Origin of the sequence: Caldimonas taiwanensis NBRC 104434, from assembly GCF_001592165.1 — a bacterium.
Taxonomy (GTDB): domain Bacteria; phylum Pseudomonadota; class Gammaproteobacteria; order Burkholderiales; family Burkholderiaceae_C; genus Caldimonas; species Caldimonas manganoxidans.
The window spans coordinates 99318-119501 of the sequence record NZ_BCWK01000009.1; the positions used below are offsets into that span (position 1 = coordinate 99318).

22 protein-coding genes and 1 tRNA gene are annotated in these 20184 nt (G+C 65.3%); 5 read left to right on the plus strand and 18 right to left on the minus strand.

Translation table 11 applies throughout. From position 1 onward, the window contains the following. Positions 1-59: 59 nt before the first annotated feature. The gene (gene rpiA / locus CTA01S_RS09735) at positions 60-719 is read right to left on the minus strand and encodes a ribose-5-phosphate isomerase RpiA (protein ID WP_019559635.1); all 660 of its coding nucleotides are present in this window, start codon (positions 717-719) and stop codon (positions 60-62) included. 67 nt (positions 720-786) lie between these two features. Here rpiA and CTA01S_RS09740 point away from each other — a divergent pair, with 67 nt between their 5' ends. Beyond that, positions 787-1824 carry a quinone-dependent dihydroorotate dehydrogenase gene (locus CTA01S_RS09740; RefSeq protein ID WP_062194998.1) on the plus strand — a complete coding sequence of 346 codons (1038 nt, stop codon included), beginning with the start codon at positions 787-789 and terminating at the stop codon, positions 1822-1824. On the opposite strand, the gene CTA01S_RS09745 is transcribed toward CTA01S_RS09740, so the two are convergent. The 13 genes from CTA01S_RS09745 to uvrB all read right to left on the minus strand — a co-directional run bounded on the left by CTA01S_RS09745 (position 1811) and on the right by uvrB (position 13002). Continuing rightward, on the minus strand, positions 1811-2959 hold the full coding sequence (locus CTA01S_RS09745) for an NAD(P)/FAD-dependent oxidoreductase (RefSeq protein ID WP_062195095.1): 1149 nt from the start codon (positions 2957-2959) through the stop codon (positions 1811-1813). The genes CTA01S_RS09740 and CTA01S_RS09745 overlap by 14 nt on opposite strands. Before the next feature lie 2 nt (positions 2960-2961). Further along, entirely contained in the window at positions 2962-3795 is an 834-nt protein-coding gene (locus CTA01S_RS09750) for an N-formylglutamate amidohydrolase (protein ID WP_026329966.1), read from the minus strand. A 124-nt stretch (positions 3796-3919) separates the two neighbouring features. Further along, positions 3920-3994, minus strand: a tRNA-Val gene (locus CTA01S_RS09755). Between the two features lie 51 nt (positions 3995-4045). Beyond that, positions 4046-4753, minus strand: a complete 708-nt coding sequence (gene dnaQ, locus CTA01S_RS09760) for a DNA polymerase III subunit epsilon (protein ID WP_062195002.1) — start codon at positions 4751-4753, stop codon at positions 4046-4048. Between the two features lie 32 nt (positions 4754-4785). Then, positions 4786-5124 (minus strand): ISC system 2Fe-2S type ferredoxin, encoded by a 339-nt coding sequence (fdx, locus tag CTA01S_RS09765; RefSeq protein WP_019559630.1) that lies wholly within the window; start codon positions 5122-5124, stop codon positions 4786-4788. 18 nt (positions 5125-5142) lie between these two features. Next, positions 5143-6999, minus strand: a complete 1857-nt coding sequence (gene hscA / locus CTA01S_RS09770; RefSeq protein WP_062195004.1) for a Fe-S protein assembly chaperone HscA — start codon at positions 6997-6999, stop codon at positions 5143-5145. A 64-nt stretch (positions 7000-7063) separates the two neighbouring features. Continuing rightward, positions 7064-7582: a Fe-S protein assembly co-chaperone HscB gene (hscB, locus tag CTA01S_RS09775; protein ID WP_062195006.1), complete on the minus strand. Its 519-nt coding sequence runs from the start codon at positions 7580-7582 to the stop codon at positions 7064-7066. Between the two features lie 75 nt (positions 7583-7657). Next, a complete protein-coding gene (gene iscA / locus CTA01S_RS09780) occupies positions 7658-7981 on the minus strand; it encodes an iron-sulfur cluster assembly protein IscA (protein WP_019559627.1) in 324 nt (107 codons plus the stop codon). A 4-nt stretch (positions 7982-7985) separates the two neighbouring features. After that, entirely contained in the window at positions 7986-8393 is a 408-nt protein-coding gene (gene iscU / locus CTA01S_RS09785; protein ID WP_019559626.1) for a Fe-S cluster assembly scaffold IscU, read from the minus strand. A gap of 36 nt (positions 8394-8429) precedes the next feature. Next, positions 8430-9650 carry an IscS subfamily cysteine desulfurase gene (locus tag CTA01S_RS09790; protein ID WP_019559625.1) on the minus strand — a complete coding sequence of 407 codons (1221 nt, stop codon included), beginning with the start codon at positions 9648-9650 and terminating at the stop codon, positions 8430-8432. Between the two features lie 54 nt (positions 9651-9704). Next, on the minus strand, positions 9705-10238 hold the full coding sequence (gene iscR / locus CTA01S_RS09795; protein ID WP_019559624.1) for a Fe-S cluster assembly transcriptional regulator IscR: 534 nt from the start codon (positions 10236-10238) through the stop codon (positions 9705-9707). Positions 10239-10366: 128 nt separating this feature from the next. Continuing rightward, a complete protein-coding gene (locus CTA01S_RS09800; protein ID WP_062195009.1) occupies positions 10367-10876 on the minus strand; it encodes a low molecular weight protein-tyrosine-phosphatase in 510 nt (169 codons plus the stop codon). Between the two features lie 14 nt (positions 10877-10890). After that, entirely contained in the window at positions 10891-13002 is a 2112-nt protein-coding gene (uvrB, locus tag CTA01S_RS09805) for an excinuclease ABC subunit UvrB (protein ID WP_019559622.1), read from the minus strand. A gap of 108 nt (positions 13003-13110) precedes the next feature. On the opposite strand from uvrB, the gene CTA01S_RS09810 reads away from it, so the two are divergent. The 4 genes from CTA01S_RS09810 (at position 13111) to nth (ending at position 17159) form a co-directional block, all read left to right on the plus strand. Beyond that, positions 13111-14310 carry an amino acid aminotransferase gene (locus CTA01S_RS09810; RefSeq protein ID WP_062195012.1) on the plus strand — a complete coding sequence of 400 codons (1200 nt, stop codon included), beginning with the start codon at positions 13111-13113 and terminating at the stop codon, positions 14308-14310. Between the two features lie 231 nt (positions 14311-14541). After that, complete coding sequence (locus tag CTA01S_RS09815; protein ID WP_062195015.1) at positions 14542-15840, plus strand: polyhydroxyalkanoate depolymerase; 1299 nt, start codon at positions 14542-14544, stop codon at positions 15838-15840. After that, a complete protein-coding gene (rsxB, locus tag CTA01S_RS09820) occupies positions 15837-16490 on the plus strand; it encodes an electron transport complex subunit RsxB (protein WP_062195017.1) in 654 nt (217 codons plus the stop codon). The genes CTA01S_RS09815 and rsxB overlap by 4 nt, the downstream gene beginning before the upstream one ends. Before the next feature lie 27 nt (positions 16491-16517). Then, a complete protein-coding gene (nth, locus tag CTA01S_RS09825) occupies positions 16518-17159 on the plus strand; it encodes an endonuclease III (protein ID WP_019559618.1) in 642 nt (213 codons plus the stop codon). Here the strand turns inward: nth and CTA01S_RS09830 are convergent. Genes CTA01S_RS09830 through cobU form a run of 4 tightly spaced genes read right to left on the minus strand, consistent with a single transcriptional unit; the run spans position 17120 to position 20089 of the window. After that, a complete protein-coding gene (locus CTA01S_RS09830; RefSeq protein WP_019559617.1) occupies positions 17120-17698 on the minus strand; it encodes a histidine phosphatase family protein in 579 nt (192 codons plus the stop codon). The two genes, nth and CTA01S_RS09830, sit on opposite strands and share 40 nt — an antisense overlap. Then, complete coding sequence (locus tag CTA01S_RS09835; RefSeq protein ID WP_062195019.1) at positions 17689-18483, minus strand: adenosylcobinamide-GDP ribazoletransferase; 795 nt, start codon at positions 18481-18483, stop codon at positions 17689-17691. Before CTA01S_RS09835 ends, CTA01S_RS09830 begins: the two co-directional genes overlap by 10 nt. Continuing rightward, positions 18480-19520, minus strand: coding sequence for a nicotinate-nucleotide--dimethylbenzimidazole phosphoribosyltransferase (cobT, locus tag CTA01S_RS09840; RefSeq protein ID WP_198150850.1), 1041 nt, complete (start codon positions 19518-19520; stop codon positions 18480-18482). Before cobT ends, CTA01S_RS09835 begins: the two co-directional genes overlap by 4 nt. Continuing rightward, positions 19517-20089, minus strand: a complete 573-nt coding sequence (cobU, locus tag CTA01S_RS09845) for a bifunctional adenosylcobinamide kinase/adenosylcobinamide-phosphate guanylyltransferase (RefSeq protein ID WP_062195027.1) — start codon at positions 20087-20089, stop codon at positions 19517-19519. The genes cobT and cobU overlap by 4 nt, the downstream gene beginning before the upstream one ends. Positions 20090-20184 lie beyond the last annotated feature (95 nt).

Consider the following 20184-nt stretch of genomic DNA (forward strand, 5'->3'; position numbering starts at 1 on the left):
CCGCCCGACTGGCCCGCATCGCTTAGCCATCTTTGCCGGCCCCGATCGGGCACAGCGGCTCAAAAGCTGAGCGTACGCACGCCTTCGGGCGTGCCCAGCAAACACAAATGAGCCCGGTGGCGCGCGAAAATGCCCACGGTCACCACTCCGGGCCATTGATTGATCTCGGTTTCCATCGCCACGGGATCGTCGATATGCAGCCCGGCCACATCGATGATCAAGTGGCCGTTGTCGGTGACCACCCCTTCGCGCAGCTTCGGCTGCCCCCCCAACGCCTGCAGCCGGCGCATCACCTGGGCTCGCGCCATCGGAATCACCTCCACCGGCAGTGGAAAGCGGCCCAGTGTGGGCACCAGCTTGGATGCATCGGCGATACACACGAAGCGCTGTGCCAGATCGGCCACGATCTTCTCGCGCGTGAGCGCCGCCCCGCCGCCCTTGATCATGTGTCCCCGATGGTCGATCTCGTCGGCTCCGTCGATGTACACCGGCAAGGACGTGACCTCATTGGCGTCGAAGACCGGGATGCCGTGCGCCACCAAGCGTTCGGTACTGCGCACCGAGCTGGACACCGCCCCCTGGATGCGGTCTTTGATGCGTGCCAGCTCATCGATGAAACAGTTCACCGTCGAGCCCGTGCCCACGCCCACGATGCTGCCGGGCACCACATGCTCGATGGCCGCGCGCCCCACCAGGGCCTTGAGTTCGTCTTGCGTCATGGGATCGGAGGGCCGCTCAGCCCTTGTGTTTGAGACAATCTTGCGATTATCTCGGACCGTGTCTCCCATGTCCCTTTTGCCCTACACCCTGGCCCGACCTTTCCTCTTCGGCCTGGATCCCGAGCAGGCCCATGAATGGACCCTGGACGCCCTGGCGCGCACGCAACACACGCCCCTGGCCTGCCTGTATCGGCAATCGCGCGTGGAAGATCCCGTCGTCGTGGCCGGCCTGCGCTTCCCCAACCGGGTGGGGCTGGCCGCCGGGCTGGACAAAAATGGTCGCTGCATCGACGGCCTGGCCGCCCTGGGTTTCGGCTTCATCGAGGTGGGCACGGTCACGCCCAAACCGCAGCCGGGCAACCCCAAGCCACGCATGTTCCGCCTGCCGCAAGCCCAAGCGCTGATCAACCGGATGGGCTTCAACAACGAGGGGCTCGAAGCCTTCATCGCCCATGTGCGCCGTTGCCACTTTCGCAGCCAAGGCGGCATCTTGGGCCTGAACATCGGCAAGAATGCCAGCACCCCGATCGAGCGTGCCGTGGACGACTACCTCCTCGGCCTGGAAGGCGTCTTCCCGCATGCGGACTATGTCACCGTCAACATCTCCTCCCCCAACACCCAGAACTTGCGCGCCCTGCAATCGGACCAGGCGCTCGACGACCTGTTGGGCGCACTCCAGGAGCGCCGCCAGTCACTGACTCGGACCCACGGCCGATCGGTGCCGATGTTCGTGAAGATCGCCCCCGACTTGGACGAGGCCCAAATCGGCGTGATCGCCGCGACCTTGCAACGCCATGGCATCGACGGCGTGATTGCCACCAACACCACCATCGCGCGGGACGCAGTCGCCCACCTGCCCCACGGCCAGGAAGCTGGCGGACTCAGCGGCCGCCCCGTGTTCGAAGCCAGCAACCGCGTGATCGCCACCTTGCGTGCCGCCTTGGGAGCAGGCTATCCCATCATCGGCGTCGGCGGCGTGATGAGCGGCGCCGATGCGCTGGCCAAGATCCAGGCCGGGGCCGATTTGGTGCAGATCTACACCGGCCTGATCTACCGCGGTCCGGCCCTGGTGCGGGAGGCCGCGCTGGCCCTCAAAGGCCGCTGAGCCGCTGCGGCATCGGCTCCCCCAAGGCCAAGGCGGCGGCCACCTCGCCGAGCGCGAGACTCGCCGTCAATCCCGGCGACTCGATCCCGAACAGATTGACCAGCCCCGGCCGCCCATGATCCCTGGGTCCGTGCAAATGAAAATCGCGCCCAGGCTCGCCCGGCGCTTGCAGCTTGGGACGAATGCCGCTGTAGGCCGGCTGCAAGCGGCCAGCCGGCAGCTCGGGCCAGTAGCGACGAATCTCGGCTTCGAACCACTCCACGCGGGCCGGATCCACTCGATAATCGAAACGCCCCTGGCCGTCGGGCTGCACCCACTGCACGTCCGGCCCGAAGCGCGCCTGTCCGGCCAAATCCAAGGTCAGGTGCACGCCCAGGCCTGCCGCCTCGGGCACGGGGTAGATCAATCGCGAGAAGGGGCAGCGCCCGGACAGCGCGAAGTAGCTGCCTTTGGCGAAATAAGCCCGCGGCACCTGCTCGGCCGGCAAGCCTTCGATGCGCGCGGCCAAGGCCGGGGCCCACAGCCCGGCCGCATTGATCAGCACGCGCGCGCCCAGCCGCATCGGCTCGTCAGCCCCGGCCTCCACGTCGAAGCCTGCGTCGGTACAACGCACCCGGCGCACCGGGCTGTTCAAGGCCACCACGCCGCCGGCCGCCTCCAGATCCCCCTGCAGGGCCAGCATCAGGCCGTGACTGTCGACGATACCGGTCGATGGCGACCAGACCGCAGCCGTGCAGGCCAAGGCCGGCTCGAGAGCGCGGGCCTCCTCGGCGCAAAGCCAGCGCAGATCGTGCACACCATGGGCGGCTGCCTGCGCCATCAGTGCCTGCAACGCCGCATGCTGTTGGACCGACGTGGCCACCACCAGCTTGCCGCAACGCCGATGATCCACCGCCCGTCCAGCGCAGTACTCGTACAGCCAGGCTTTGCCCATCACGCACAACCGCGCCTTCCACGAACCGGCGGGGTAATACAAGCCTGCATGGATGACTTCACTGTTGCGCGAACTGGTGCCGGTGCCGATGGCCGTCTCGGCCTCCAGCACCAAGGTTTCCAAGCCACGCAAGGCCAAAGCGCGAGCCGCAGCCAAACCGACCACCCCCGCGCCCACCACCACGGCATCGACGCGATCCAGACTCACAAGCACCTCGGGTCCAGCGCGAGCAGCTCACGCACCATGTCCAGCAACAACAACTTGAGCGCCCCAAAGCCCTCGTGTGGCTGCAGCGTGCGCTCGTCCATGTACAGCCGCCGATTCACCTCGAGTTGCAGCGAATGTCGCTGCTGTGAGGGCAAGCCATGGCGACGCACGATCTCCACGCCTTTGTAGGGATGGTTGATATCGACACGGTGTCCCTGCGCACGCAGATACTCGGCCAACCAACGCGTCAAGCGTGGATGCGCCGTGGTGCCGTCGCGGTCGCCGATCACGAAATCCGGATGCTCCATGCCCGGGTACTCGGTCGCATGGGAAGCCGCCACGGACGGCATGGAGTGGCAATTGATGTGGATGCAGTAACCATGACGCTGCACCGCCGCCTGCACTTGCTGGGCCAACGCTTCGTGGTAGGGGTACCAGCAGCGTTCGATGCGACGGCGCACCTCCTGCACGCTGAGCTTGCGGTCGTACAGCGGCACGCCCTCATCGGTCAGCCGCCACACCAGCCCCTTGCCCAAGCGCACTTTGGGGCCCTCTTCGACCGGGTCGGGCCAGGGCCCATCCAGCAGCGTGAGGTCCAACTCGCTCAAGCTGCGGTTGACATCGAGATAGCTGCGCGGGAAATGGGCCTCGACCCAGCCCACCCCCAGGCCAGGAGCGAAGTCATAGAGCTTGTCCACATGGGTGTCCTCGGCCCGACGCAGCACGGCCAGATCGCAGGCATGGTCGAAATCATCCGGATACCAAGTGCCGCTATGAGGAGAGTCGAGCACCAGCGGGGTGGTGCCGGGTCGGCTGGTGACGTAACGCATGACCCGATTGTGGCCCGGCTTGCCGATCGATGCGATTGTGGCAAGCACGCGGTCGATGCAGAGGCGATGCACACGGGTGCCAGAAAGAACCAAGGGCCTGGCGTGCGCCAGGCCCTTGAAGATATGGTGGGTGGTGCAGGGTTCGAACCTGCGACCCCTGCCGTGTGAAGGCAGTGCTCTACCGCTGAGCTAACCACCCGGCATTCCGGTGTGAGAGACGCTGTTGCGCAGTTCTCTCTAAAGACTGAGATTATGCCACAAGTTTTCGCCAGAGTGTCTTGCCCTTGGACGATTTGTCCAGCTCTTCCAACACCTGCTCGTGCGCGGCGACTTCAACCTCACTGGCCGCCAGCACGGGCAAGCTGAATTGGCTCAGGTCGATGCGCGCCACTTCGACCAGCGCTGCGCCACCATCCTCGGTGTCGATGACCAGCGACTCCTGGCCCCGCGTCATCTGGATATAGACCTCGGCCAGCAAGCCCGCATCCAGCAACGCCCCGTGCAGCGTGCGGTTGGAGTTGTCCACATTGAGCCTGCGGCACAACGCGTCCAGCGAATTGGACTTGCCCGGGTACATCTCGCGCGCCAACAGCAGCGTGTCGGTCACCGTGAGGCGATGCTCGGTGAAACGCGGCCGGCCCAACCGGCGCAGCTCGGCGTCCATGAAGCCCAAATCGAAGCTGGCGTTATGGATCAACACCTCCGCGCCTTCGAGGTAGGCCATCAATTCGTCCACGATGGCGGCGAACACCGGCTTGTCGGCCAGGAATTCGTCGGTCAAGCCGTGGATCTTGACGGCATCCTCGTGATTGGGCCGTTCGGGGTTGATGTAGAAGTGCTTGTTGTTCCCGGTGGGGCGCCGGTTCACGTACTCCACGCAGCCAATCTCGATGATGCGGTCGCCCGCCTCGGGGTTCAGGCCCGTGGTCTCGGTGTCAAAGAAAATCTGGCGGCTCATGCCGCGATTATCCCGGTTCGCCCCGGCCGGGTTCAGTGTTTTTCCTTGGCGTGATTGATCGAGTACTTGGGGATCTCGATGGTCACGTTCTGGTTCGACAGGATGGCCTGGCACGACAAACGCGATTGCGGCTCCAAACCCCAGGCGCGATCGAGCATGTCCTCCTCGCTCTCGTCGGGCTCGTTGAGCGACTCATAGCCCTCGCGCACGATGACATGACAGGTCGTGCAGGCACAACTCATTTCACAGGCATGCTCGATCTCGATGTCATGATCGAGCAAAGCCTCACAGATGGAGGTGCCAGCAGGGGCCTCGATTTCGGCGCCTTGCGGGCAGTACTCGCTGTGCGGCAGGATCTTGATGACGGGCATGGGTGTTTCGTGGGGAGTTCAAATCTCGTCGAGACGTCGGCCCGACAGCGCATCGCGGATGCTGCGGTTCATGCGCTCGGCGGCAAAAGCCTCGGTGCCCTTGGCCAGCGCCTCAGTAGCCGACTCGATCGCATGGTGGTCCTCACCCGCGGCCACCTCGCGCAGTCGCTGCATGAGGGCATCGATGCGCTGCCGCTCGGCCGGCGACAGCAGATCGCCATCGTGGTCCACGGCCGACTGGGTGGCCAGCAACAGGCGCTCGGCTTCGACACGGGCTTCGCGCAAGGCCCGGTCTTTCATGTCGGCCTCGGCCGTGGCAAAGCTTTCTTGCAGCATGCGGGCGATTTGTTCGTCACTCAAGCCATAGCTGGGTTTGACGCTGACAGCCGCCTCCACCCCCGAGGTCTCTTCTCGGGCCGACACCTGCAGCAGTCCGTCGGCATCCACCGTGAAACTCACGCGGACACGAGCCGCGCCCGCAGCCATCGGGGGAATGCCCCGCAGCTCGAAGCGCGCCAGCGAGCGGCAATGTTCGACCTGCTCGCGCTCGCCTTGCACCACATGGATGGCCATGGCCGTCTGTCCATCTTTGAAGGTCGTGAAGTCCTGGGCTCTGGCCGTCGGAATGGTGCTGTTGCGCGGGATGATGCGCTCGACCAACCCGCCCATGGTCTCCACGCCCAGCGACAACGGAATCACGTCCAGCAGCAGCAGCTCCTGCGCGCCCGCATTGCCCGCCAGCGCATGGGCCTGGATGGCGGCCCCCAAGGCCACCACTTCATCGGGATTGAGGTTGACCAAAGGCTCGCGGCCGAAGCAGGCCCCCACGGCCTGGCGTACCAGGGGCATGCGCGTCGAGCCTCCGACCATCACCACCCCTTGCACGTCTTCGGTGGACGCCTTGGCATCACGTAACACCTTGCGCACCGTGGTCAGCGTACGGTCCACCCAAGGACGTGCCAGCGCCTCCAGCCGTTGGCGCGTGACGACCAGCTCCAGAGGGCGCTGGCCCACCTGACAATGCATCACCGTGCGATCCTCGAAGGACAGGGCTTCCTTGGCTTGGCGCGCTGCCACCAGCACGGCGCGCTTGTCTTGCGCCGTACCCGCCTGCAGGCCCGCCTCGGCCAGCGCCCAGTCGGCCAAGGCCTGATCGATGTCATCGCCCCCCAGTGCCGTGTCCCCTGCGGTGGCCACCACCTCGAAGACTCCCTTGGACAGGCGCAGCAATGAAATGTCGAAGGTGCCCCCACCAAGGTCGTAGACCGCATACAAGCCCTCCGAACCATGCTCCAGCCCGTAGGCGATGGCCGCGGCGGTGGGCTCGTTGATCAGGCGCAGCACATTCAAACCGGCCAGACGAGCCGCATCCTTGGTGGCTTGACGCTGGGCATCGTCGAAATAGGCCGGCACGGTGATGACCGCACCGAAAACCTCATCGTCGAAGCTGTCCTCGGCACGCTGGCGCAAGACCGCCAGGATCTCGGCGGACACTTCCACCGGAGACTTCTCGCCCGCACGGGTGGCGATGGCCACCATGCCCGGGTGATCGACGAAGTGATAGGGCAACTTCTCACGCCCTTGAATGTCTGCCAGACGCCGGCCCATGAAGCGCTTGACCGAGACGATGGTGTTTTGCGGGTCTTCCGCCTGCGCCGCCAGGGCCTCGTGGCCGATGGCGCGCCGCCCTTGGTCCAAGTAGCGCACGGCCGAGGGCAGGATCACCCGCCCTTGGGCATCGGGCAGACACTCGGGCACACCATGACGCACCGCCGCCACGAGGGAATGCGTGGTGCCCAGGTCGATGCCCACGGCCAAACGCCGCTGGTGCGGATCGGGCGACGAGCCGGGTTCGGAAATCTGCAGAAGTGCCATGAAAAGAGCGTGGTGTCGGAAAAATGCCTCGCGAACGAGGCGGGCCGTGCCAGTGATGGCTCGTCTATTGTCCCAGGCCGTCGAGCCGGCGCTCGACCTCCTCGGCAAAGCGCTCGATGAACATAAGGGCTCTGACCTCATCGGCCGCGGCCTGGGCATCGCCTCGATCGTCGAGCAAGGCCTGCACCGCGGCAAGCCGGCGGGCTCGTTCAGCCTGCACGTCCTGCGCCAAGGCGTGCAAAGCCGCCTGGTCGGTCGCCTCCTCCAGCGCTTCGCGCCAGCTCATTTGCTGCATCAGGAAGTCCGCAGGCATGGCGGTATTGCTGTGCGCATCGATCGAGGCTCCTCGCCGTTCGCACAGATAGGCCGCACGACGCAGCGGATCCTTCAGGCGGTGATAGGCCTCATTGATCCGCACGGCCCACTGCATGGCCACACGCTGGGCCGCCGCGCCCTCGGCGGCGAACCGGTCGGGATGCACACGGGCCTGGAGCGACTTCCAGCGCGCGTCCAGGTCGGCCCGATCCAGCGCGTAGCGCTCGGGCAAACCGAAAAGCTCGAAGTCGTTGGCCTGGAGGTTCATGATCGAAGGGCCGCAAGACGGAACGCCGGGCTGGGCAGCCGCCCGCCCAACCCGCGCGACGAACTCCGGAGCGGCTCAGATGCGAAAGGACTCCCCGCAGCCGCAGCGGTCCTTCTCGTTGGGATTGTTGAATTTGAAGCCCTCGTTCAGCCCCTCTCGCACGAAGTCGAGTTGGGTGCCGTCCAAGTAGGGCAAGCTCTTGGGGTCCACCAGAATCTTGACACCATGGCCCTCGAAGACATGGTCCTCGGGAGCCACCTCGTCGGCATACTCCAGCTTGTACGCCAAGCCCGAGCAGCCGGTGGTCTTCACGCCCAAGCGAACACCCACCCCCTTGCCGCGACGGCTCAGGTAGCGGGCCACATGGCGGGCAGCCGCCTCGGTCAGTGTCACGGCCATGGTGTCAATGCGCCTGCTGGGCCGCCGCCGCGCTGGCTTTGGCCTTGTAATCGTTCACCGCAGCCTTGATGGCGTCTTCGGCCAGGATCGAGCAATGGATCTTCACCGGAGGCAGCGCCAGCTCTTCGGCGATCTGGGTGTTCTTGAGGTTCATGGCCTCGTCCAAGGTCTTGCCCTTGACCCATTCGGTCACCAGCGAGCTCGAGGCAATGGCCGAACCGCAGCCATAGGTCTTGAAGCGAGCGTCCTCGATCACGCCGGTGGCCGGATTGACCTTGATCTGCAGCTTCATCACGTCTCCGCAGGCCGGGGCCCCCACCATGCCAGTACCGACGTTGGATTCCCCTTTCGGGAAGGAGCCGACGTTGCGCGGGTTCTCGTAATGATCGATGACTTTGTCGCTGTATGCCATGGTCGCTCTCCAACTACTGCTTGGGCTGTGTCGATGTCAATGGGCGGTCCATTGGATCGTGCTCAGATCCACACCCTCTTGGTACATCTCCCACAGCGGGGACAATTCTCTCAGTTTGGCCACACGGTCTTTGAGGGTGGCCACCGCGTAATCGATTTCTTCCTCGGTGGTGAAACGGCCGATGGTGATGCGCAGGCTCGAATGCGCCAACTCGTCGCTGCGGCCCAGCGCACGCAGCACATAGCTGGGCTCCAGGCTGGCCGAGGTGCAGGCCGACCCCGAGGACACCGCGATGCCCTTGATCCCCATGATCAGGGATTCGCCCTCGACGAAGTTGAACGAGGCATTCACGTTGTGCGGCACACGTTTTTCGAGATGGCCGTTGATGAAGACCTGCTCGATGTCTTGCAGCCCCTTGAGCAGGCGCTGCTGCAACATGCGGATGCGCTCGATCTCGGTGCCCATCTCTTGCTTGGCGATGCGGTAGGCCTCGCCCATGCCAACGATCTGGTGCGTCGGCAAGGTGCCCGAGCGCAACCCCCGCTCGTGGCCGCCGCCATGCATCTGCGCCTCCAGGCGCACGCGCGGCTTGCGTCGCACGTACAGCGCGCCAATGCCCTTGGGACCGTAGGTTTTGTGCGAGGCCAAACTCATCAAATCGACCGGCAAGGTGGACAGATCGATCTCGACCTTGCCGGTGGCCTGTGCCGCATCGACGTGAAAGAGCACGCCGCGCTCCCGACAGATGGCACCGATGGTCGGGATGTCCTGGATCACGCCGATCTCGTTGTTGACGAACATCACCGACGCCAGGATGGTGTCTGGGCGCAGCGCATCCTTGAAGCGATCGAGGTCGAGCAAGCCGTCTTCCTGCACGTCGAGATAGGTCACCTCGAAGCCTTGGCGCTCCAGTTCCCGCATGGTGTCCAGCACCGCCTTGTGCTCGGTCTTGACCGTCACCAGGTGCTTGCCTTTGCCCTTGTAGAAGTGGGCCGCGCCCTTGAGCGCAAGATTGTTCGACTCGGTGGCCCCAGAGGTCCAGATGATCTCACGCGGATCGGCACCGATCAGATCGGCCACCTGGGCGCGGGCCTTTTCGACGGCCTCTTCGGCCTCCCAGCCCCAGGCATGGCTGCGCGAGGCCGGGTTGCCGAAATGCTCGCGCAGCCAGGGGATCATCGCGTCCACCACGCGCGGGTCCACCGGCGTCGTGGCGCCATAGTCCATGTAGATCGGGAAATGTGGGGTCATGTCCATGTCGGCTTGCAAGGCAGGGCCGCAAAGCCCCTGCTGGCGCGTTTGGCGTTTGGTTTACTTCGAAAAGGCGTTGCCCAAGGCAAACACCGAGTTGGGCGCGTTGACCTTGATCGGCTTGACCACCGGCTGGCTGGAGATGGCCCGCTTGACCGGCTGCTCCTCGATCGACACGCCACGGGCGAGCTGGTCTTCGACCAATTTGCGCAGGGTGATGGAATCGAGGTACTCGATCATCTTCGCATTCAGGCTGGCCCACAGGTCGTGCGTCATGCAGCGGCCCTGGTCTTCACCCATGCAATTTTCTTTGCCACCGCAGCCGGTGGCATCGATCGGCTCGTCCACCGCGACGATGATGTCCGCCACGGTGATGTCTTCGGCCTTGCGCCCCAGCGAGTAGCCCCCACCGGGCCCACGAGTGCTCTCGACCAGTTCGTGGCGGCGCAGCTTGCCAAACAGTTGCTCCAAATACGACAAGGAGATCTGCTGGCGCTGGCTGATGGCGGCCAAAGCCACCGGCCCCTGATGCTCGCGCAACGCGAGGTCGATCATGGCGGTGACGGCAAAGCGACCTTTGGTGGTAAGACGCATGTCGAACTCCTTGTGTGCTGCCCCCCGCGGAGGGCAGCGGTTGAACCCAAACACGGCTTTTGGCTCGGGTTAACCCTCGGTTGAATCCGAGTGTTTTACTCGATTATGCCTGAAGCCTAGTTTTTTGGTCAAGTTTGGGTTCGGAAGTTCCCTGGGTTTGGCGTGAGCCGCGCCCGCAGATGCTCCACCAGTCCATGGGCCGCTGCTTCCAGGCAATCGAGCACCAATTCGAAGCCAGCCGGACCGCCATAGTAGGGGTCGGGCACTTCCTCGCGCCGTGGCGGCAGCGCGAAGTCCATCATGAGTTTGAGCTTGCCGTGTTCGGCTGTCGGACAGGACTCCCGCAACCAGTGCAAGTGGCCGCGGTCCATCGCCAAGATGAGGTCGAAACGCTGGAAATCGGCGGCGTCGACCTTGCGGGCCCGCAGGGCACTGAGATCGTATCCTCGGCGGGCCGCATGGGCCTGGGCGCGCTCGTCAGGCGGATGGCCGACGTGGTAGCCATGGGTGCCCGCCGAGTCCAGATGCACCCGATCGGCCAGCCCGGCGCGCTGCAGGTGGTGGCGCACCACGACCTCGGCGGTGGGCGAGCGACAGATGTTGCCCGTGCACACGAACAGCACGCTGAACTTTTGCATGCCTGCGCCCCTGGTCACGCCCGTGGCGGCACGACGGAATCGCCCACGGCCGCACCGAAGACTTGGGCCTTGAGTTGGGCGAGCTGGTCGCGCACACGCGCGGCTTTTTCGAATTCGAGGTTGCGAGCGTATTCGAACATCTGACGTTCCAATTGCTTGATGCGCTTGCCCAGATCCTTCTCGGACAACGTTTGGGCTTCGGCGATCGCCTCGGCAGCGCCGAGCTCGTCTTTGCCGGACTTGTCGGCATAGACGCCATCAATGAGCTCCTTGACCTGCTTGACCACGCTGCGCGGCGTGATGCCTTGGGCCTGGTTGTGGGCGAGCTGTTTGGCGCGGCGTCGCTCGGTCTCGTCGATGGCCCGCCGCATGGAGTCGGTGATCTGGTCGGCATACAGGATGGCTTTGCCATTGACGTTGCGCGCGGCCCGGCCGATGGTTTGGATCAGGGACCGCTCGGAGCGCAAGAAGCCCTCTTTGTCGGCATCGAGAATGGCCACCAGCGACACTTCGGGGATGTCCAAGCCCTCACGCAGCAGGTTGATGCCCACCAGCACGTCGAACGCCCCCAGGCGCAGGTCGCGGATGATCTCCACGCGCTCGATGGTGTCCACGTCGGAGTGCAGGTAACGCACTTTCACGCCATTGTCGGCCAAGTAGTCGGTGAGCTGTTCGGCCATGCGCTTGGTCAGGGTCGTGATGAGCACGCGCTCGCCGGCTTGAATGCGCTGGCGGATCTCCCCCAGCACATCGTCCACTTGGTGGGTGGCCGGCCGCACTTCGACCACCGGGTCCACCAGCCCAGTAGGACGCACGACCTGCTCGACCACCTGGGCCGACATGCGCTGCTCGTAGTCGGCCGGGGTGGCCGAGACGAAGATGACCTGGCGCATCTTGGCCTCGAATTCCTCGAATTTCAGCGGTCGGTTGTCCAGCGCCGAAGGCAGGCGAAAGCCATATTCGACCAAGGTGGTCTTGCGCGCACGGTCACCGTTGTACATGCCGGCCAACTGGCCGATGAGGACATGGCTCTCGTCGAGGAACATCAGCGCATCAGGCGGCAGATAGTCCACCAAGGTGGGCGGCGGCTCGCCCGGCCGCGCCCCCGAAAGATGACGGGAGTAGTTCTCGATGCCCTTGCAGTGCCCCACTTCCTGGAGCATTTCGAGGTCGAAGCGGGTGCGCTGCTCCAAGCGCTGCGCCTCGACCAACTTGCCGGCTTTGACCAGCTCGTCCAAGCGTTCGCGCAGTTCGGCCTTGATCGATTCGATCGCAGCCAGCACACGCTCCCGCGGCGTGACGTAGTGGCTGCTGGGGTAAACGGTGAAGCGCGGGATCTTTTGACGAATGCGCCCGGTCAATGGGTCGAACAGCTGCAGCGACTCGACCTCGTCGTCGAACAGCTCGATGCGCAAGGCCAGCTCGGAATGCTCGGCCGGAAAGACATCGATGGTGTCGCCGCGCACACGGAAGGTGCCGCGAGCGAATTCGGTGTCGTTGCGCTGGTATTGCATGCGCACGAGCTGGGCGATCACGTCGCGCTGCCCCAGCTTGTCATGCACGCGCAAGGTCATGACCATCTGGTGGTAATCGCTGGGATTGCCTATGCCGTAGATGGCCGAGACGGTGGCCACGATCACCACGTCGCGGCGCTCCAGCAGGCTCTTGGTGGCCGACAGCCGCATCTGCTCGATGTGCTCGTTGATCGAGCTGTCTTTTTCGATGAACAGGTCGCGTTGCGGAACGTAGGCTTCGGGCTGGTAATAGTCGTAGTAGCTGACGAAGTACTCCACCGCGTTCCTGGGGAAGAACTCACGGAACTCGCTGTACAGCTGCGCCGCCAGGGTCTTGTTGTGGGCAAACACGATGGCCGGCCGCCCCAAGCGCGCGATCACATTGGCCATGGTGTAGGTCTTGCCCGAACCGGTCACGCCCAGCAAGGTCTGGAAGCTCAGCCCGTCGCGCACCCCGTCGACCAGCGCCTGGATGGCCGAGGGCTGATCCCCGGCCGGCGGATAAGGCTGATAGAGCTGAAACGGGGAATCCGGAAAGCGGACGAAACGGGAGTCGTCCGGTCGGTCCACCGCCTCAGGGCTGTGATGACGGGCTGGGCTGATGGGATCCATGGGCTTGGGGCGACCTTAAAATGCGGGTTTTCCCGGCTGCTGGGCGCTGGGCCCAAATCTGTAAGCGTAGCCCAGAACCACATTTCCCTCCACTGACAAGGACAGCCCATGTCATCCCTGTTCGCCGCCGTCGAAATGGCGCCCCGCGACCCCATTCTGGGACTCAATGAGCAATTCAACGCCGACCCCAACCCGGCCAAAGTGAACTTGGGGGTGGGCGTCTATTACGACGACCACGGCAAGCTTCCGCTGCTGCAGTGTGTGGCTGCGGCGGAAAAGCAAATGTTGGAAGCCCCCAAAGCGCGCGGCTACCTGCCCATCGACGGCATCGCGGCCTATGACAAGGCCGTGCAAGGTTTGGTGTTCGGCCAGCACAGCGATGCCGTGCAGGCCGGGCGCATCGCCACCGTTCAAGCGCTGGGCGGCACCGGCGGGCTGAAGATCGGGGCGGACTTTCTGAGGAAGCTCAACCCGAACGCGCGCGTGCTCATCAGCGACCCCAGCTGGGAAAACCATCGTGCCTTGTTCGAGAACGCCGGCTTCCAGGTCAGCACCTATCCCTATTACGACGCGGCACGCCGGGGCGTGAACTTCGACGGCATGGTGGCCGCCCTGAAGGCCGCCCCGGCCGGCACGATCGTGGTGCTGCATGCCTGCTGCCACAACCCGACCGGCTATGACCTCAGCCCGGCGCAGTGGACCGAGGTGATCGCCAGCGTGAAATCCGCCGGTCTGGTGCCGTTCTTGGACATGGCTTACCAAGGTTTTGGCGAGGGCATCGCCGAAGACGGGGCGGTGATCGGCCAATTCATGGACGCCGGTCTGAATTTCTTCGTCTCGACTTCGTTTTCCAAGAGCTTCTCGCTCTATGGCGAGCGCGTCGGAGCCCTGAGCGTGGTCTGTGAAAGCCGAGACGAGGCCGACCGGGTGCTCAGTCAGCTCAAGCGCGTGATCCGCACCAACTACTCCAACCCGCCGACCCATGGTGCGCAGGTGGTGGCCACGGTGCTGACCACGCCAGAGCTGCGCCAGTTGTGGGAAGAGGAGCTGGCGAGCATGCGTCGCCGCATCAAGGACATGCGCACCGCCCTGGTCGAGCGCCTCGAGGCCGCTGGCGTCACACAGGACATGAGCTTCATCACCCAGCAACGCGGCATGTTCAGCTATTCCGGGCTGAGTGCGGCACAAATGCAGCGCCTGCGCAGCGAGTTCGGCGTCTACGGGGTCGATTCCGGCCGCATTTGCGTGGCCGCCCTCAACAGCCGAAACATCGATTACGTCGCCTCCGCCCTGGCCAAGGTGATCTGAGCCCGTCGGCTCGGGGGGGGCTGCAATGCCTCCAGAGGTCGCTGCGGTGTCGCCTTGGCGACACCGCCGTGCGATATGCGCCGAAATCGCGCATTTTCACCGTCATTTTGCGCGTTTGCCCCAGGCCCGACTTCACACAGGATTGAGCGGTCGCGCCTAGAATGATGCAGTGCAGCAACCCACACTGCACGCTCCAGGCCACCGGCCACCATCCTGATCGAAGAGGGTCGCATGCTGTACCACATCTACGAGACCCAACGGGCTCTGCTCAGCCCCTTTTCAGAGTTCGCCAGCGCCGCTGCCAAGCTCTACAGTCATCCGCTGTCGCCCTTCGCCCATGTGCCCCTGTCCGACCGGGTCGCCGCCGGCTTGGACTTGATGCACCGGCTGTGCAAGGAATACGAAAAACCGGAGTTCGGCATTCACACGGTGCAGGTCGATGGCGTGGATGTGGCGGTGCAGGAACAGGTGCCGCTGACCAAGCCATTTTGTCGGCTGATCCGCTTCAAACGATTCACCGACGAAGGGGCCTTGCTGGAGAAGATGAAGCAGCAGCCGGTGGTGCTGGTGGTCGCGCCGCTGTCAGGCCACCATGCCACCTTGTTGCGCGACACGGTGCGCACCTTGCTGCAGGACCACAAGGTCTATATCACCGACTGGATCGACGCGCGCATGGTGCCGCTGGACGCCGGCCCGTTCCACCTGGACGACTACGTGGACTACATCCAGGAGTTCATCCGCTTCATTGGTCCGCAGGTGCACGTGATCTCGGTGTGCCAGCCCACCGTGCCGGTGTTTGCGGCCATCTCGCTGATGGCCAGCCGTGGCGAACCCACGCCGCGTTCGATGACGATGATGGGTGGCCCGATCGACGCCCGGCGTTCCCCCACCGCGGTGAACAATCTGGCGATGAACAAGAGCTACGAGTGGTTTGAAAACAACGTGATCTATCGCGTGCCGCCGAACTACCCGGGCGCCGGTCGGCGGGTATACCCCGGCTTCCTGCAGCATGCGGGCTTCGTGGCCATGAATCCGGACCGCCACCTCAGCTCGCACTATGACTACTTCATGGACCTGATCCGCGGCGACGACGAAAGCGCCGAGGCGCACCGAGCGTTCTACGACGAGTACAACGCCGTGCTGGACATGCCGGCTGAGTACTACCTGGACACCATCAAGACGGTATTCCAGGAGTTCGCGCTGGTCAAAGGCACTTGGCGGGTGCGCGGTGAGCTGGTACGTCCGCAGGACATTCGCACCACCGCGTTGCTGACCATTGAGGGCGAGCTCGACGACATCTCCGGCGCGGGCCAAACACGAGCTGCTCACGAGTTGTGCACCGGCATCCCAAAGGATGAGCAGCCGCACTTCACCGTGCCTGGCGCCGGCCACTACGGCATTTTTTCCGGCAAGCGCTGGCGGCAGCTGGTCTATCCGGTGGTGCGCGACTTCATTGTGAAGCACGAACGGCACCCATTGGCCGCGCCGGCACGCGCGGCCGTGCGCCGCAAAGCGTCGACCGCGCCGTGAGGACCGTTCGCGCCGAAGACATCGAGGCCGTGCTGCCGCAGACGCAATGCACGCGCTGCGGCTATCCCGACTGTGCCGGCTATGCCCGAGCCATCGCCGCCGGTGAGGCCGAGATCAATCAATGCCCGCCCGGAGGCGCCGAGGGCGTGGCGCGCCTGGCCGCCCTCACCGGCCGACCGGTGCTGCCGCTGTCGCCCGCCCATGGCGTGGAAGGGCCGCGCATGCTGGCCGTCATCGACGAGGACTGGTGCATCGGCTGCACGCTGTGCATCAAGGCTTGTCCGGTGGACTGCATCATTGGCTCGAACAAGCAGATGCACACGGTGATCGACGAGGACTGCACCGGCTGCGAGTTGTGTGTGCCGGTCTGTCCCGTCGATTGCATCTCGCTCATCCCGGTGACCACGGCCACCGGTTGGGCAGCCTGGAGCGAGGCCCAAGCGCAGCAAGCCCGTGAACGCTACGCTTGGCACCAGCAGCGGCGCGCGCGGGAGGCCCGCGAGCAGCAGGACCGGCTGGAAGCCAAGGCTCGGCACAAGCTGGAGCATTTGGAAACCGAAACCCGGCTGACCGACCCGGCGCAGATCGAGCGTAAGCGCGCCGTGATCGAAGCCGCTTTGGCCAAGGCGCGACAACGACGCAGCGGCTGAGCGGCTGCCAAGGCACAATCGCGGCCCATGACGCCGCAAGACATCGATGCCTTTTTCGCCACGCTCCAGGCGGCCAACCCGCAGCCCACCACGGAGCTGGAATACACCAGCGTGTTCGAGCTGCTGGTGGCCGTGCTGCTGTCGGCCCAGGCCACGGACGTGGGCGTGAACAAGGCCACGCGCAAGCTGTTTGCCGTGGCCCACACCCCGCAGCAAATCCTGGCCTTGGGCTATGACGGGCTGTGCAGCTACATCAAGACCATTGGGCTGTACCGCAGCAAAGCCAAGCATTTGCTGGAAACTTGTCGCCTGCTGATCGAGCGCCACGGCGGCCAGGTGCCGCGTTCGCGCGAGGCCTTGGAAGCCCTGCCCGGCGTGGGCCGCAAGACGGCCAACGTGGTGCTCAACGTGGCCTTTGGCGAACCGACGATCGCAGTCGATACGCACATCTTCCGGGTCAGCAATCGCACCGGACTGGCTCCGGGCCGCACACCCCTGGCCGTGGAGATGAAGCTGCTCGAACGTGTGCCGCCGCGCTACCTGGTCGATGCCCACCACTGGCTGATCCTGCATGGACGCTATGTGTGCCTGGCGCGCAAGCCGCGTTGCTGGCAATGCCAAGTGGCGCGCTATTGCGAATTTCCCGCCAAGACGCCCGCACCGGCGTGAGCCAAATCGATCGCGCTGCCATAGGGCGGCGCAGCCGGCCAGTGCGCCGCCGTGGCCGGCAGCGGCCGGCCCAGCGCCAGATGCCACGCCGTCGTCATCCAGCCTCCGTGGGTGATGACGTAGCGCCGCTGCCCGCCGCAGTCGGCCAGGAATTCAGCGCAGCGCCGGGCCAGCTCGTCCAGACATTCGCCGCCGCCAGGCCGATATCCGCGCAAGTCTGCGCACCATGCCGCGATGGCCTCCGCCGGTATGTGCGCCCACGCTCGTCCATCCCACTGGCCGAAATCCAGCTCGCGCAGGCGGGCATCGACATGATGACGCCAGCCCCAGGAAGCCAGCCATTCGCCCACGGCACGACAGCGCTGCGAGGGCGAGGTCCAGACTTCGCGCGGCCCTCTTTCGCGCCGGGCCCATGCTCGGATGCGGTGTGCCAAGCGTCGCGCGCGCCGCCCGTCGACGGGCAGATCGGTGCGGCCCAGGCACAGTCCCGCCGCCCCTGCCGGCCGGGGATGACGCCAGAGGCACACCTTCAGATCCATGACGAACCCGCGACCAAGGTCAAGTAGATGGCCAACTCCGACAACTGTTGGGCCGCGCCCAGCCCGTCCCCGGTGAACCCGCCGAGACGGCGGCGCAGCCAGCGGCCACACCACAGGCCGGCCAGCGCCGCAGCCAGCAGTGCAGCGGCCACCGTCGTGGGTGGCACGACGGCGGCCACGCCCACACTGGCCAAGACCGCCCAGCCCACGGCCACCACCCAGCCCCCACTGGACAACTGCGTCGCCAAGGGTTTGGCCTTGGCGTGCTGTGGATCCCCGGCATATGGCAGCGCACGGATCAAGCCAACGGCCACGGTGCGCGAGACGGTATGCGCCAACACCAAGGCAGCCGGCACCCAGGCCACCGGCAAACTCACCAGGCTGGCGGCTTTGAGGCCCAACATCATCACCAGCGCCGCCGCGCCATAGGTGCCGATGCGCGAGTCTTTCATGATGGCCAGGGCTTGCTCGCGGCTGACCGCCCCGCCCAGGGCATCGCAGGTGTCGGCCCAGCCGTCTTCGTGAAAGCAACCGGTCATCCACAGGCTGGCGGCCATCGCCAGCCCCACCGCGAGCATGGGCGGCAGCAGCCATGCGGCCAGCGCAAACACGGCTGCGCTGAAGCCGCCCACGGCCGCCCCCACCAACGGAAAATGCCGGGCACTGGCTTGCAGCCGTTCGGGCGTGTAGCCGGCACGAGCCCCCCAGGACGGAGGCAAAGGAATGCGGGTGAAGAACTGCCAGGCCAGGGCCAACAACCGCAGTTCATCGGCCAAGGCCTTCATGTGCGCTCGCTCACGCCGGCCGACTCGAAGCTGGCCATCTCGTCCAGCAACTTGATGCTGGAGACGATGATCGGCCACACCAGGGCCGCCCCCGAGCCCTCGCCCAAGCGCATGCGCAGATCGACCAAGGGCTCCACGCCCAAGTGGCTCAGCATTCGACGGTGGCCGGACTCTTCCGAACGGTGCGCGAAGACGCAGTAGTCCAGCACCTGGGGCGCCAGCGCATGGGCCACCACCACGGCCGCGCCGGTGATGAAGCCGTCGACGACCACCAAGCGCCGCTCGTGCGCGGCCTGCAGCACCGCGCCGGTCATCATCGCAATTTCGAATCCGCCCAAGGCCGCCAGTGCATCCAGCGGCGCAACGGCCGCGGCATTGGCCTGCAAGGCCCGCTCCAACACGGCGCGCTTGTGCGCCAGACCGGCATCGTCCAGTCCGGTGCCTCGGCCCACGCACTCGGCCAAGGGGGCCGCGGTCAAGCGCGCCAGCAACAGCGCAGCGGCCGAAGTGTTGCCAATGCCCATCTCGCCCAGCAGCAGCACATTGCCAGGCAAGCCTTTGACCACCTCGATGCCGGCTTGCAAAGCGGCCCAACACTGCGCCGAGGTCATGGCCGGGCCCAGGCTGGCGTCAGCCGTGCCTGGGGCGATCTTGCGGATCAGCAGTCTGTCGCGCGGGGCAAACTCATGCGCCACGCCGGCATCGACCACGCTGAGCGCCAGACCGTGCTGACGCGCCAAGACACTCACCGCCGCCCCGCCGGCCAAGAAGTTTTCGACCATCTGCCAGGTGACGTCGCTGGGGTAAGCCGACACGCCCTGACGGGCCAGGCCATGGTCGCCCGCGAACACCACGAGCTGCGGATCTCGCAACTGCGGGTCTTCGCGCGCCTGCACCAAGCCCACCTGCACGGCCAGGGCCTCCAAACGCCCCAGGGCCCCCAAAGGCTTGGTCTTGCGGTCCAGCCGGTGCTGCAAGCGGGCGCGCAAACGAGCGTCGTCGGTGGACTGGGGACGGGGCAGATCGGCAGGGGTCATGGGCAACTTCCTCGCGAGGGTTTGAGTTCCAGCGGCAGACCGGCCACCATCAAGGTGACGCGGTGTGCGCGCTGGGCCAGTTGCTGGTGCAAGCGGCCCAAGGCATCGATGGTGCGGCGCGTCTCGGCCCCCATGGGCATGACGCCCAAGCCGATTTCGTTGGAGACGAAGATCACCCGGCCGCTCAGCGCAGGCAGCGCTTCGAGCACGGCATCGACTTCGGCCTGAGCGTCGCGCGTGCGCACGCCGGGCGGCGGACAAAGATGCTGCGCCAGCCACAGTGTCAAGCAATCGACGAGTACGCAGCGATTTTCCGCCGCCTGTGCACGCAAGGCGTGGGCCAACGCGAAGTCGGCGTCGGGCAGTTCGAGCTGGATCCAGGACGCCGGCCGCCGCGCCCGGTGCTCGGCGATGCGCGCCTGCATTTCCTCATCGCCGGCCCAGGCGGTGGCGACGTAGACGATGGAAGATCCCGCGGCCTCGGCCTGACGGGCCAAGGCTTCGGCATGACGGCTTTTGCCAGAACGGGCGCCGCCGAGGATCAAATGGAGGTCGAGATCGGGCTTCATGAGAGACCATGCGCGGGGGCAAGGCGCGCGAGGCATTGTAGGAGGCGGCCCCGCTCGGCTTGCACCGCAGCCCCCCAAGACCGTTGGTAGGCTCC

Coding starts and splice junctions, on each gene's coding strand:
- rpiA (WP_019559635.1), bottom strand. CDS start 719: ATGACGCAAGACGAACTCAAGGCCCTGGTGGGGCGCGCGGCCATCGAG.
- CTA01S_RS09740 (WP_062194998.1), top strand. CDS start 787: ATGTCCCTTTTGCCCTACACCCTGGCCCGACCTTTCCTCTTCGGCCTG.
- CTA01S_RS09750 (WP_026329966.1), bottom strand. CDS start 3,795: ATGCGTTACGTCACCAGCCGACCCGGCACCACCCCGCTGGTGCTCGAC.
- dnaQ (WP_062195002.1), bottom strand. CDS start 4,753: ATGAGCCGCCAGATTTTCTTTGACACCGAGACCACGGGCCTGAACCCC.
- fdx (WP_019559630.1), bottom strand. CDS start 5,124: ATGCCCGTCATCAAGATCCTGCCGCACAGCGAGTACTGCCCGCAAGGC.
- hscA (WP_062195004.1), bottom strand. CDS start 6,999: ATGGCACTTCTGCAGATTTCCGAACCCGGCTCGTCGCCCGATCCGCAC.
- hscB (WP_062195006.1), bottom strand. CDS start 7,582: ATGAACCTCCAGGCCAACGACTTCGAGCTTTTCGGTTTGCCCGAGCGC.
- iscA (WP_019559627.1), bottom strand. CDS start 7,981: ATGGCCGTGACACTGACCGAGGCGGCTGCCCGCCATGTGGCCCGCTAC.
- iscU (WP_019559626.1), bottom strand. CDS start 8,393: ATGGCATACAGCGACAAAGTCATCGATCATTACGAGAACCCGCGCAAC.
- CTA01S_RS09790 (WP_019559625.1), bottom strand. CDS start 9,650: ATGGACATGACCCCACATTTCCCGATCTACATGGACTATGGCGCCACG.
- iscR (WP_019559624.1), bottom strand. CDS start 10,238: ATGCGTCTTACCACCAAAGGTCGCTTTGCCGTCACCGCCATGATCGAC.
- CTA01S_RS09800 (WP_062195009.1), bottom strand. CDS start 10,876: ATGCAAAAGTTCAGCGTGCTGTTCGTGTGCACGGGCAACATCTGTCGC.
- uvrB (WP_019559622.1), bottom strand. CDS start 13,002: ATGGATCCCATCAGCCCAGCCCGTCATCACAGCCCTGAGGCGGTGGAC.
- CTA01S_RS09810 (WP_062195012.1), top strand. CDS start 13,111: ATGTCATCCCTGTTCGCCGCCGTCGAAATGGCGCCCCGCGACCCCATT.
- CTA01S_RS09815 (WP_062195015.1), top strand. CDS start 14,542: ATGCTGTACCACATCTACGAGACCCAACGGGCTCTGCTCAGCCCCTTT.
- nth (WP_019559618.1), top strand. CDS start 16,518: ATGACGCCGCAAGACATCGATGCCTTTTTCGCCACGCTCCAGGCGGCC.
- CTA01S_RS09830 (WP_019559617.1), bottom strand. CDS start 17,698: ATGGATCTGAAGGTGTGCCTCTGGCGTCATCCCCGGCCGGCAGGGGCG.
- CTA01S_RS09835 (WP_062195019.1), bottom strand. CDS start 18,483: ATGAAGGCCTTGGCCGATGAACTGCGGTTGTTGGCCCTGGCCTGGCAG.
- cobT (WP_198150850.1), bottom strand. CDS start 19,520: ATGACCCCTGCCGATCTGCCCCGTCCCCAGTCCACCGACGACGCTCGT.
- cobU (WP_062195027.1), bottom strand. CDS start 20,089: ATGAAGCCCGATCTCGACCTCCATTTGATCCTCGGCGGCGCCCGTTCT.